A 13,252-nucleotide genomic window follows, 5' to 3' on the forward strand; every position below is an offset into this window, starting at 1 on the left:
TTGTTTTGTGATTTGTTATAACTGGCTCATCGCTTTTTTCATCTGCATACCTAGGAAAATGAAACTAATACCTTCAGCGAGCAAAGATACGCCAACAAAAATGCCAAGGAGCGATTGTGAGAACTGTGGATCGTTCAACATAGAGAAGAAGTAACCACCAATTAATAGCGATATTAAACCACTTATAATGATCCAGTTTCTACCAGGTAATGAACTGCTGCGGAAACCAAAAATCATACGAGTTGCACCATTAAACATCATTACAACAACCATTAGCATGGTCATTGTGACCAAACCCGCTAAGGGTTGGAAGAGGATGAAAAGACCGCCGACAATATAAAGCAGAGCACTAAGTACATACCAAAGTTTGTCTTTCCAAGCATTAATTCCAAATGTGTGATACGCCTGAACTAAGCCACTAAATAAAAATACAGCACCAACAATTGTGGTGATCGTGACACCCGCTATCACAGGTAGGTTAATTGCGCCTAGACCTGCGAGTGCGATTAACACGCCGACAATTACAAACCACTTCCAGCCTTTAGAAAGTAGTGTCTGGCCAGCTGATTGGCCCATATTCTGTTGACTATCGCTCATCAGGAATTCCTTTATATTCAATTAGTTCATCTTATAGCTTAATGTACGCATGTTGTGAAATGTAACAACCTGTTAAAGCAAAACTATATATTCCATAAATAAAGGTTGCGGAATGCACTATAATAAATCATGCATTCCGCGCTACCTGTATCTTGAAAGCTAGTCTTCTACCAGTAAGCTAATATTTAACAATTCAGTGAGTTACTGAACATCGAATCGGTCTGCATTCATTACCTTGTTCCATGCAGCGACGAAATCATTGACGAATTTTGCTTTGTTGTCGTCTTGTGCATAGTGTTCTGCATAGGAACGCAAAATGGCGTTAGAACCAAATACTAAGTCGACTCGTGTTGCGGTCCATTTGACTTGATCACTATTACGGTCAATCAGTTGATATTCACCACCATTAATTGGGTGCCAACGGTTGTTCATATCAGTTAAATTAATGAAAAAATCGTTGCTCAGTGCACCGATATTGTCAGTGAAAACACCATGTGACGAATTGGCATAATTGGTTCCTAATACGCGCATTCCTCCGACTAATACCGTCATTTCAACTGCGGTTAAACCCATTAATTGAGTTCGCTCAAGTAGAAGTTCTTCTGCAGAGACTACATAGTCATGCTTTAGCCAGTTGCGGTATCCATCATGAATAGGTTCAAGAACAGCAAAAGAATCTATATCGGTCATTGCCTCTGTTGCGTCTCCGCGTCCTTGGGTGAATGGCACCGAAATAGGCATGCCAGCGGCGCTCGCAGCCCGTTCTATTGCTGCATTACCGCCGAGTACGATCATATCTGCCATGCTCATTTCAGTTTTACTAGCGTTTTGGACTTGTTGTAATACAGCTAGAACTCGATCAAGTCTCTCAGGCTCGTTGCCTTGCCATTGGCGTTGTGGGGATAAACAAATTCGTCCCCCATTTGCACCACCACGTCGGTCAGAACCACGATAGGTTCTTGCGCTATCCCATGCGGTTGAGGCTAATTCAGCAGTAGTCAGGTCACTAGCGAGAATCATGGTTTTGATTGCATTGATTTCATTGTCGTCAATGGGATCTGCCGATTCTGGAATCGGGTCTTGCCATAACAAGACTTCACTTGGGACGTCAGCACCTAAATATCGACTTCTTGGGCCAAGATCTCGGTGAGTTAGTTTGAACCAAGCGCGCGCAAATACGTCAGAGAAGTAGTCTGGGTTTTTATAGAAGTGTTCAGCGATTTCACGATATTTAGGGTCGAACTTCATCGCCATATCAGCATCGGTCATAATTGGGTTATGACGAATGTTAGGGTCTTCGACATCGACGGTTTTATCTTCTTCTTTGATGTTCACAGGTTCCCATTGCCATGCACCTGCTGGACTTTTGGTTACCCACCAGTCGTAATTAAGCAATAGATGAAAATAGCCATTGTCCCATTGAGTTGGGTTAGTCGTCCAAGCCCCCTCCAAACCACTCGTGATCGCGTATTTTCCAACACCCGGTGAAAGAGAATTCATCCAACCTAAACCTTGATTTTCAATACTCGCCGCTTCTGGTTCTGGGCCGACATTACTCGAGTCGCCATTACCATGGCATTTACCCACGGTATGCCCACCAGCTGTTAAAGCAACGGTTTCTTCATCATTCATTGCCATACGTGCGAACGTTTCTCGGACATCATGGGCGGTTTTAATCGGGTCTGGTTTTCCATCCACGCCCTCCGGATTGACGTAAATTAGCCCCATCATTACTGCTGCAAGTGGGTTATCTAAATCGCGCTCACCTTGATAGCGACTATTTTCTCCGCCACTTTCTTGAAGCCATTCTTTTTCTGCGCCCCAATAAATATCTGTTTCCGGATGCCATATATCTTCTCGTCCACCAGAGAAGCCGAATGTTTTAAGCCCCATTGATTCATAGGCCATAGTACCGGCAAGGATAATTAAATCAGCCCATGAAATTTGGTTGCCATATTTTCTTTTAATAGGCCACAGCAGGCGGCGAGCTTTATCCAAGTTGGCATTGTCTGGCCAGCTATTAATTGGTGCGAAACGTTGGTTGCCTCTACTGGCTCCACCACGACCATCGGCGACACGGTAAGTACCAGCGGAGTGCCACGCCATTCTAATCATTAGCCCGCCGTAATGCCCCCAGTCAGCCGGCCACCAACTTTGGCTATCCGTCATAAATAGCAGCAGGTCCTTTTTGACCGCTTCTAAGTCTAGTTTTGCGAATTCGTGAGCATAATTGAAGTGCTTATCCATGGGATTAGTTTTGCTATCATGTTGATGAAGAATGTCGAGGTTTAGTGCTTTTGGCCACCAGTCGAACTGATGATTTTCATTGCTTGTGTTAGCGCCGTGTAGAACTGGGCATTTTGAACGCGATGTATTGCTACTCATTAACTTCCCCTTATTTCATTCGCATTTTGGCCTTAAGTCTAGTCGAGGATTAATTGAAGTGTAGTATCGCTAGTCTTAAGTAGTGATTTTATTAGTATTAACCACAAGTCATGAGAGGCCTTGAACCAGTTCAAATATTCAGCATGGTAAGTTTGCGTTGATTAAGCTGCAAACATTGACTGAATTGGGGTTATAATGAGGGAAATTATGGTTAAGAGATGCTGAAGCTCTTAACTAATCATTGATTCACGAAAGCAAAGGCGCTCAATGACTTCTGAAAAAACCGTATCACCATCTGTTCCTAAAGATCCAATGGAACGCTTCAACATCTTTTTCAAAACTGTGGTATCAGATCTGAAAATTTGGCTGTTGATTGATGAACATGGCAGTGTTTTATTGAATACTGAAGATGAAGAGTGCGTTCCAGTATGGCCCTCTGAAGAGCATGCATTAATGTGGGCAACCGGTGAGTGGGAAGGCTTTACTGCCGAGCCTATCTCTTTGGCTAAATGGAAAAGTCGTTGGACTCGTGGTTTAGAAGAAGATGAACTTTCACTGGTTGTTTTCCCTGATGAACAAGGCGAGGGTATTGTTCTTTACCCTGATGAGTTTGAACACGAACTAAGAACTCGTGAAACAAAACGTAAATAATGGTTTATTTACGCTGCTAATGTTTGCTTTGCGGTAAATATTTATTAAACAACCAAAGCCAGCTAATTTTTAGCTGGCTTTTTTATGGAAAGAAATGTTTTAGTTGTTTTCAATAGCTGATATTTGTTCAACTCGAGTAAGGTGTCTACCTCCTTCAAATCGTGCTTCCAACCAGCAATCAATGATCATCTTTGCAACTTCAGAACCAATTACACGGGCCCCAAAAGCCAGAATATTTGTATCATTATGCTGCTTTGATAATTGTGCAGTATAAGGATCTGAACATACAACGGCTCGAACGCCATGCACCTTATTTGCGGCCAGTGAAATCCCTACACCAGTTCCACATATTAAAATGCCTAGATCGGCTTTTCCTGTTGTTACTTCATTCGCTACGAGTACTCCATATTGAGGATAGTCTGTTCGTTCAGTTGAGTTAGTTCCAAGATCGATGACTTGGAACTCTTTTTTTTTCAAGTGTTCAATGACACAAGATTTTAGTTCAATTCCTACATGGTCGTTAGCGATTGCTATTATTTTTTTCATAAAACTCTCAATGTTTGTGAACTTTCAGTAATGATACAGGTGAATTAATATTCAATCAAAAAAATAAAAACATAAAAATCAACAACATATGTGCATGGTGAAAAAGTGTGATTTTAGTCGTGTTGTTATTTTTGTGATTTATGATGCTTTTTATTTTTACTTTTGTTGTTAGATTAATCGCCACGCAGACCGATACCCTACACTGTGCGTCATGCGTAAAACGAGAAAAATTGGTTGTTTATTGAACGCTCTAACTGGAGTAAAAAATGAAACTGAATACACTAAAAAAAACAATTGCTGCCGCACTACTTTTAAACCTATCTGTTCCGGCATTTGCTGCTGATTATGCTGTTATCCTTAAAACATTGAACAATCCATTTTGGGTTGAAATGAAAGAAGGTATTGAAGTTTATGCTGAAAAAGAAGGGCTAGAAATTGACGTATATGCTTCGTCTTCAGAGGGGGATATGCAAAGTCAAATGCGCTTATTTGAGGATGTTACTAATCGTGATTATAAAGGGATAGCGTTTGCTCCACTTAGCGCAAATAACCTAGTTTTCCCAGCCGTTAAAGCATATAAAAAAGGTATCCATCTAGTAAATCTGGATGAGCGAATCGATATTGAAGGCCTTAATAATGCGGGTGCGAATGTTGCAGGTTTTGTTACAACGAATAACGTTGACGTTGGTTCTATGGGGGCTGCCTATATTATTGAAGAGTTAGGTGAGCTAGGCGGTAAAGTAGCGATCATTGAGGGTAAGGCAGGCAATGCATCCGGTGAAGCGCGTCGCTCTGGTGCAGCAAATACTTTCGGATCTGCCTCTCAAATCCAGCTAGTTGCCTCACAACCAGCTGACTGGGATCGCATGAAAGCTCTTGATGTAGCGACTAATATCTTACAACGCAACCCTGATCTAAAAGCGTTCTATTGCGCAAACGATACTATGGCTATGGGAGCAGCCCAAGCTGTCCGAAACGCGGGTAAAGCGGAGCAAATTTTAGTTGTTGGTACTGACGGTGCGCCTGAAGCTCGCAAAATGGTAGCAGAAGGATATATGTCAGCGACAGTTGCTCAAGATCCAGCTCAAATTGGAGTAAAAGGTTTGCAAATTCTCGTTAAGTCTGTGAATTCGGGGAAAATTACAGCCGTGAACGCAAATCCAGAAACAGCTATGGTGCCTGCGGTACTTGTTAAATAAACTAATATTTGGCGGCAGCTTATGCCGCCATATTCTAGGAATTGCCATGAGTGCACCTATTATTGAAATGCAAAACATTGCAAAACATTTTGGCAGTGTAAGAGCGTTGGATAATGTAAATCTCAGTATCTACTCAGGGGAAGTTCATGCGCTATTAGGAGAAAATGGCGCAGGTAAATCTACTTTGATGAAAGTGTTATCTGGAATTCATGAACCAACGGCAGGGAAAATATTTGTCGATAGCAGGGAATATGTTCAATTAACACATAGTGAAGCTGCGGATCTTGGAATAAGTATAATTTATCAAGAATTGAGTCTTATTGAAGAGTTAAGTGTTCTAGAAAATATATTCATTGGTCGACTTGAAACAAAAAAAATATTTGGCATTGAAGTCGTTGACTGGGTTTCAATGAGAAATACAGCCGAATTACTTATGAGTGATCTTGGGCTTAATATTGACCTCGATGAAAAGGTTGAAAATATATCAATTTCGTATAAGCAAATGGTTGAAATTGCGAAAGCGCTAACAACTAATGCTCGTGTGCTTATTATGGATGAGCCTACATCATCATTGACAGAAGTAGAAGTTGAACGTTTATTTTTCATTGTTAATAGACTTCGAGAAAAAGGTACTGCGATTGTTTATATTTCACATAAGCTAAAAGAAATACATCAGATTTGCGATAGATACTCGGTGCTGCGTGATGGTAACTCTATGGGCTCAGGCATGGTAGAGAATACCACCAATAACGATATTATTCGGTTAATGGTAGGTCGTGATTTAGATACTCGAGATAGGAGCGATTATAAGCCTAGGTCTGATAGAGAAACACTATTGTCTGTGCAAAGTATGACATCAAAAGATGGCCAATCAGTAAAAGATGTCTCTTTCGAAGTAAAGCGAGGTGAAATTATTGGTTTTGCTGGTCTTGTTGGGGCGGGGCGGACAGAAATTATGAATTGTCTATTTGGTATTGTTCCAATGACAAAAGGTAAAGTGTTGTTTAAAGGCAAAGATATTACACCGTCCTCACCGTTAGATGCGATGAGTAATGGAATGGCCTATGTGACTGAATCACGTCGAGAAAATGGTTTTTTTGATAACTTTACAATTGGTGAAAACATTGCAATAGCGCGCTCACTAAAAGAGGGTGGATTATTTGGCATGTTTGGCGTTTTCAATAAAACTGAAGAAGACAGTCAAGCAATTCAGTATAAAGAATTACTTGGAATTAAATGTGATTCAATCCATCAAAAGATTACTGAGCTTTCTGGTGGTAATCAACAAAAGGTTATTATTTCAAAGTGGATGGCTTCTAATCCAAATATTATTATTTTCGATGAACCAACTAGAGGGATAGATGTTGGTGCAAAATCTGAAATATATAAAATAATGAGACAGCTATGTGACGAAGGTAAGGTCGTAATCATGGTTTCCTCTGAATTACCTGAAATATTAGCTGTGAGTGACAGGGTTGCTGTCGTTAATGAAGGAAGGATTGCAAAAATCCTAAATAATGATGGTCTGTCAGAAGAGGAGATAATGAAATGGGCATTGCCAAATTAGAAAACAATAAAAAATCAACAAAAGATGTTAATTTTGGTGATCTATGGGGTAAGTACGGAACATTTGGTATTTTAATACTAATGATTGTGATTTTTGGTCTGAGTTCTCCTCAGTATTTTTTAACCTCAAATAATATTACACAAATATTTACTCAGTCATCGGTTAATGTATTGATTGGTATGGGAGTCTTTTTTGCAATATTAATTGCTGGTATTGATTTGTCTGTTGGTTCAATTCTTGCCTTTGCAGGAATGGTGACAGCAAAACTGATGATTGCTGGTGTTGATCCTATCTTAGCGGCGATCATTGGAGGTATTTTTGTAGGTGGTTTATTGGGGGCGATTAATGGTGCACTAGTGAACTATACTGGCCTTCATCCTTTCATTATTACATTGGGTACTAATGCTATTTTCCGGGGCGCTACACTAATTATCTCTGATGCCAATTCTGTGTATGGATTCCCTTATGACTTCGTTCAAATTTTTGCTGGTACTTTCCTTGGTATTCCTACGCCGGTGATTCTTGCACTGTTTGTTGCTGGTTTATTATGGTTCTTAACCACTAAAACACGCCTAGGTCGTAATATATATGCATTGGGTGGTAACGCAGAATCGGCTCACTATTCCGGTATTAATGTTAAAAAGCATACGATGATTGTATTCATCATATCCGGTGTTTGTGCAGGACTCGCAGGTGTTGTGACGACAGCGCGTCTGGGCTCGGCTGAACCATTAGCTGGCACTGGTTTTGAAACGTATGCTATAGCCTCGGCGATTATCGGCGGCACGAGCTTCTTCGGTGGTAAAGGCCGCGTTCTAAGTGTCGTAATCGGCGGTTTAATTATCGGAACGATTAATAATGGTTTAAACATTCTTCAAGTACAAACTTATTACCAGTTAGTTGTCATGGGCGGCCTAATTATTGCCGCAGTAGCCCTTGATCGCTTTTTCTCTGCCAAGGATAAAAAATAATGAAAAAACCTTTAATTGCGCCGTCTCTAATGTGTATGGACCTAACTCGTTTGGAAGAGCAAATCCGATTTTTTGATGACAAAGTAGGTTACTATCACGTTGATATCATGGATGGCCATTTCGTACGTAACTTAACCTTATCTCCATTTTTTGTTGAGCAAGTCAAAAAAATTGCAACGGCACCAATGGACTGTCATTTAATGGTTACTAACCCTGAACAATATGTCGGGCCGCTGGCGAAAGCTGGGGCAGCAATGATCAGTTTTCATGCGGAAACTGCCAATGGACAAGCTTTCCGTCTAATTGATAATATTCGTCAACATGGGATGCAAGTAGGTTTAGTTCTTAACCCTGAAACGCGTCTTGATGAAGTAGCCTTGTACTTAAATCGTATGGACAAAGTGACTATCATGACGGTAGATCCGGGTTTTGCTGGTCAACCATTTATTCCGGAAATGTTGGAAAAAGTTAAACAGTTTAAACAATTTCGTGAAGAGCATAATCTTAAGTTTCAAATTGAAATTGATGGTTCATGTAATAAGAAAACATATAAGTTTCTTCTAGATGCCGGAGCTGACGTTCTTATCGTGGGAACATCAGGTTTATTTAATAATGATTCTGATATAAATAAAGCTTGGGCAATCATGCAAGATGATATTAATTTAGCGCTGATGGAGGTCGAATATGCATAAAAAAAGTGCATACCTTGGCGTTGACATGGGAGCGACACATACACGGTTATGCCTCCTTGATCAAGATAATAACATTCTAGAGTTAAAGAAAATTGCAACAAATAATATAATGGAAAAAGGTCTTCAACGTGGCATGTTGAATTTAATTACAGATGTAGTTGAAGAAAAACAGGTGTTTTTAAACCGCGCGGTGATTGGATTACCTGCGACCATTTCTAAAGATCGTAAAAATATTTTGTCTACACCTAATTTGAAAGTGAAATCCACGGAATTTTCAGGTTTGGTCTCTAGCTTACAGGAAGAGTTCGGGTGTCCCGTTGAGCTCGAAAGAGATGTGAATTTACAAATTACCTATGACACGTTTCATATGTCGGTAACCGATAAGACTGTTTTGGGATGCTATTTAGGCTCTGGCTTTGGTTTTTCAATTTGGCTTAATGGTGATGTATATACTGGAGCGCATGGTGTTGCGGGTGAGTTGGGGCATATTCCTTATGGAAATGCGAATGTAAGGTGTGGTTGTGGTAATCATGGTTGCTTAGAGAGCTACGTTTCAGGTGTATATCTTAAAGCCGAATATGATGCTCAACACGCCGATTATGAGATAGGTGATTTTTTTGACCAACATTGTAATGAAGCGTTTATTTCTCAATTCATCGCCCATGCTGGTAGAGCTATTGCCACGACAGTTAATCTTTTTGACCCTGATATTGTGTTATTAGGCGGCGGAGTTATGGACATGAAAGGGTTCCCATACAACGCTTTGAGAAAGTCAGTTTTACAACATACGCGTAAACCGCTACCTCACGATGAGGTAACCTTTATGAAAGCCACATCTTCTTCTTTTAATGGTGCAACAGGAGCTGCTTTGCAAGCTCTGAATCATACGAAATAGTTGTAAATAAATTGATATAAGATAAAGTTGCTCTCATACATGAGAGCCTTTTTTTTGGGGACAATATGAACCTGAGTATTCAAGAAGTATACCCGAGACTTCGGATGTTAATTCCATCTTTAACAAAGACGGAAAAAAAAGTGGCTGAGTTCTTTTTGATTCCCCGTTCTGTAAATAAAGACACGACGATTAATCATCTTTCTCATCAATTAAATGTATCAGCTGCACTTATAGTAAAGGTGGCAAAAAAGCTTGGTTATGATGGATTTAAAGACTTAAAACAAGCTTTGTTGTTGGTTGAGAATGATAAAAATTATTCACCTGATCAGTATTTAAGTCCAGATGATGATTGTGCTCAGATTGTACAGAAAGTACTAAAAAATTCTATTAATGCACTCCAAGAAGCATTGTCATTTTCTAGTGTTCCAAATATTGAACAAGCAGCAAAATCCATAATTGGATGTCGTCGTTTAACTATTATGGCTGTCGGTGGTACGTGGGTAATAGCGGAAGATTTTCACCATAAATTATTGAGAATTGGCATTCATTCTTATGTACCCAAGGACTATCATATGATGATTATGGCTGCTAGTTTAATGGGGCCAGAGGATGTAGTCCTTGTTATTTCTCATTCTGGTCAAACGATAGATTTGAACGATGCCGTAAAGGAAGTTAAAGTATGCGGTGCGCAGGTAATTACCGTCACAAATAATTATAACGCGGAATTAACTAAGATGTCAGACTGTGCGATATTTGCACCAGCATCTCCGGAACCTATACTAGGTAAAAATGGTACAGCAAGATTGGTTAAAATAGCATTGATCGATTGCTTGTACGCCACTATCGCTAATTTAACGCCAGAACAAACAAAAAGTAGCATAAATAAAACTTTGTGTGCGACTAGTCGTTTACACGCAAGTTAGCATTAACATTCATTATTCTAGGCGTTCCGGAGTGTAGTTAATCTAACAAAAGGTTGTATTTGTCTTGTTAGTGGTTAGTAGTCGGCACTACATGATGAATACTACCATTTTGATGAACAAATGGCATTTATGTAGTCATTTCTTTGTTATTGGAAGTTAATATCCCTTTATCTTACGACTTAGTTTTGCTAGAACGCAATATCTATATGTACGGCATTGTCTACTTATCTTTCTTGACATATTTCTTTTCTCCGTCGTATCAAGCTATTAAAACTATAGTTTAGTTGGCGTTTATTACCTTGTTGTAATGTTATTTTTGTGTTGTAACACGGTTATTCTAAGTGATGTGTTTGTTTGATTTGTGGTCACCAATATCCATGTAGGCTATTGAAAGTAAAGTGTTTATCTATATGGCTTTTATCATCATCTGTGACGGCTGACGCCTTTTTAAACTCGTAAAAGACTTATTATCCGTACGGTTTTATTTTAAACGTTGTCATCAAGGAGTCTGATGTGTTTTTTATAGAGTTTTTTATCGTCCTCGGATGTATTTTAATTGGTGCTAGGATTGGTGGTATCGGTCTTGGCGTATTAGGTGGTGTTGGTCTTGCTATTTTGAGCTTTGGCTTTGGCTTAAAACCAACCAGTCCACCTATTGATGTAATGCTTATGATCATGGCTGTAGTTGCTGCGGCTGCGGCAATGCAAGCCGCTGGTGGTTTGGATTACCTGATCAAAATAGCTTCAAATATTTTACGTAAAAACCCTCGTCATATTACGTTTATCGCACCGCTAGTAACTTATATGTTTACCTTCTTAGCGGGTACTGGTCACGTAGCATATTCAGTATTACCTGTTATTGCTGAAGTGAGCCGTCGTAGTGGTGTTCGTCCTGAGCGTCCATTGGGTATGGCCGTTATTGCTTCTCAGTTTGCAATCGTAGCGAGTCCAATTGCTGCAGCAGTCGTTGCTCTAGTTGCATTCTTAGAGCCTCAAGGTATTACATTGGCTGACGTGCTAATGGTAACTGTTCCGGGTACATTCCTAGGTTTAGCTGCTGCGTGTTTGATTGTAAATAAACTTGGTAAAGAGCTTAAAGACGATCCTGAATATCAGCGTCGTATGGAAGATCCTGCTTTCCGCGCTGAGATGGAGCAAGAAGTTCAAATTGAAGAAATTGAAATTCGTCCAGAAGCGAAAACAGCAGTTGGCCTGTTCCTATTTGGTGCACTAGCGGTTGTAATCATGGGCGCGTTCCCATTCCTACGCCCTAACTTTGATGGCTCACCAATGGGCATGGCACACACGATTGAAATCATCATGCTGGCAATGGGTGCGTTGATCATTCTTATCTGTAAGCCAGATGGCAATGCTATCACTCAAGGTTCTGTTTTCCACGCGGGTATGCGCGCTATCGTGGCGATCTTTGGTATTGCATGGTTAGGTGATACTTTCATCGCAGGCCATGACGCGATGGTAAAAGAAGCGGTATCTGGCATGGTGGAAGTTGCACCTTGGACATTCGCTTTCGCACTATTTGGTCTATCTGTAATGGTAAACAGTCAAGGTGCAACCACTGCAGTATTGGTTCCTGTTGGTATCATGCTTGGTCTACCACCAGAAGTTATTATTGCAACGTTTGTTGCTGTGAACGGCTACTTCTTCATTCCAAACTACGGCCCAATCATTGCGTCAATCGATTTTGACCGTACAGGTACGACTAAGATCGGTAAGTACATATTCAACCACAGCTTTATGCTTCCAGGTTTACTAAGTATGGTATTTAGTATTATCTTTGGTTTCATTTTTGCGGGCTTTGTTCTCTAGAACAATGACGCTATAAGTGTCGGCTTAAAGTTAAAACACCGGTAGGTTTTCCTACCGGTGTTTTTGTTTGCACAGATCTGACGACTCAATGTTGTGAAGTTCACTACAATTGCAATATGCGACGTGTTTTGCAACCCATCATTCTCTCTTCCTAGTTACTTTTTAGTTAAGTCATTCATTTTTAGGCCTTGCTGCTTTTGCCTGAATCGGTATCGAATTTGCACTGTTCAATATGGCTAAGTTTTTATTCAACAATAATACAAGTTAACAAGTTCCGTTAACTGCAACATCAGTTGGTTCCGATCCTGAGTTTAGGAGTGGATACTATGCGTGTTGTGTTAATGATAATTTTGGTGTTTTGTATCGCGAGTTGCAGTAACGGCGTTCCGACGATAGCTAGTAGGCTCGACAAAGAGATAGAAAAGAACAATGAGAAGATATTCATAGGTATTCCATTTTTGCTTGGTATGGAAGCAAGTACGGTGAGATTGGATGAGAACTGGGTAATTACTTCTAAACACAATGAACCAATTTTATCGTTACTCGGAACACAAGTTCACTACCATCCTTTGTGTGATATTGCCTTAATTAACCAAAATGGGGATGGTCGATCCGAGGTTGGTATGGTTTATAACGGAGAATCTATATCCCACGTTGGCTATCCGATTGGCTTTCCTCTTTCAGAAAACGCTGGAGTGTATATTGGTGAGGTTATCGTTGATAATTGGAAAGAATGTACTATGTCTGCATCGACAGGTGTCGTTGCCGTTGGTATGTCTGGTGGCGGTGTCTACAATCAGAAAGGTCAATTAGTTGGCATTAATCATGGTTTTCTTTCAGTTAACGTCGAGTGGGCCGATCGCTCGGCACAAAACCCTAGCGTCTTTTTAGCGTTATTTGCAGTACGGGAGTGGCTAGAACAAACGACGGGACGGCGTTATTTCGATGATGCCAATGTCGGCGAGTATTAGCTCGACAACACTTTTTAACGCATGGTCA

Annotated in this window: 12 protein-coding genes; 9 read left to right on the forward strand and 3 right to left on the reverse strand. The window is 40.3% G+C overall.

Annotated elements, in window-relative coordinates; all coding sequences use genetic code 11:
* Window positions 1-15: 15 nt before the first annotated feature.
* Both DZ860_RS01035 and katG read right to left on the reverse strand, forming a co-directional pair.
* Window positions 16-597, reverse strand: coding sequence for an HdeD family acid-resistance protein (locus tag DZ860_RS01035; RefSeq protein ID WP_120029052.1), 582 nt, complete (start codon window positions 595-597; stop codon window positions 16-18).
* 201 nt (window positions 598-798) lie between these two features.
* The gene (katG, locus tag DZ860_RS01040) at window positions 799-2,982 is read right to left on the reverse strand and encodes a catalase/peroxidase HPI (protein WP_120029053.1); all 2,184 of its coding nucleotides are present in this window, start codon (window positions 2,980-2,982) and stop codon (window positions 799-801) included.
* 267 nt (window positions 2,983-3,249) lie between these two features.
* Between katG and DZ860_RS01045 the strand changes: the two genes are divergently transcribed.
* Entirely contained in the window at window positions 3,250-3,633 is a 384-nt protein-coding gene (locus DZ860_RS01045; protein WP_120029054.1) for a DUF2750 domain-containing protein, read from the forward strand.
* A gap of 99 nt (window positions 3,634-3,732) precedes the next feature.
* Here the strand turns inward: DZ860_RS01045 and rpiB are convergent, their stop codons facing one another.
* Window positions 3,733-4,179, reverse strand: coding sequence for a ribose 5-phosphate isomerase B (rpiB, locus tag DZ860_RS01050; RefSeq protein WP_120029055.1), 447 nt, complete (start codon window positions 4,177-4,179; stop codon window positions 3,733-3,735).
* A 266-nt stretch (window positions 4,180-4,445) separates the two neighbouring features.
* Here rpiB and alsB point away from each other — a divergent pair, with 266 nt between their 5' ends.
* From alsB to DZ860_RS01090, 8 genes are all read left to right on the forward strand, one after another.
* Window positions 4,446-5,378, forward strand: coding sequence for a D-allose transporter substrate-binding protein (gene alsB / locus DZ860_RS01055; RefSeq protein WP_120029056.1), 933 nt, complete (start codon window positions 4,446-4,448; stop codon window positions 5,376-5,378).
* A gap of 46 nt (window positions 5,379-5,424) precedes the next feature.
* A complete protein-coding gene (gene alsA, locus DZ860_RS01060; RefSeq protein ID WP_120029057.1) occupies window positions 5,425-6,945 on the forward strand; it encodes a D-allose ABC transporter ATP-binding protein AlsA in 1,521 nt (506 codons plus the stop codon).
* Window positions 6,927-7,916, forward strand: coding sequence for a D-allose ABC transporter permease (gene alsC, locus DZ860_RS01065; protein ID WP_120029058.1), 990 nt, complete (start codon window positions 6,927-6,929; stop codon window positions 7,914-7,916). The genes alsA and alsC overlap by 19 nt, the downstream gene beginning before the upstream one ends.
* Window positions 7,916-8,608: a D-allulose 6-phosphate 3-epimerase gene (gene alsE / locus DZ860_RS01070; RefSeq protein WP_120029059.1), complete on the forward strand. Its 693-nt coding sequence runs from the start codon at window positions 7,916-7,918 to the stop codon at window positions 8,606-8,608. Before alsC ends, alsE begins: the two co-directional genes overlap by 1 nt.
* Window positions 8,601-9,503 carry an allose kinase gene (alsK, locus tag DZ860_RS01075; RefSeq protein WP_120029060.1) on the forward strand — a complete coding sequence of 301 codons (903 nt, stop codon included), beginning with the start codon at window positions 8,601-8,603 and terminating at the stop codon, window positions 9,501-9,503. The genes alsE and alsK overlap by 8 nt, the downstream gene beginning before the upstream one ends.
* A 65-nt stretch (window positions 9,504-9,568) precedes the next feature.
* Window positions 9,569-10,426: an SIS domain-containing protein gene (locus DZ860_RS01080; RefSeq protein WP_207890576.1), complete on the forward strand. Its 858-nt coding sequence runs from the start codon at window positions 9,569-9,571 to the stop codon at window positions 10,424-10,426.
* A 513-nt stretch (window positions 10,427-10,939) separates the two neighbouring features.
* Entirely contained in the window at window positions 10,940-12,253 is a 1,314-nt protein-coding gene (locus tag DZ860_RS01085) for an anaerobic C4-dicarboxylate transporter family protein (protein ID WP_120029061.1), read from the forward strand.
* 326 nt (window positions 12,254-12,579) lie between these two features.
* Window positions 12,580-13,224, forward strand: a complete 645-nt coding sequence (locus DZ860_RS01090) for a S1 family serine peptidase (protein WP_120029062.1) — start codon at window positions 12,580-12,582, stop codon at window positions 13,222-13,224.
* Window positions 13,225-13,252 lie beyond the last annotated feature (28 nt).

Source organism: Vibrio sinensis (assembly GCF_003605645.1).
Lineage (GTDB): Bacteria > Pseudomonadota > Gammaproteobacteria > Enterobacterales > Vibrionaceae > Vibrio > Vibrio sinensis.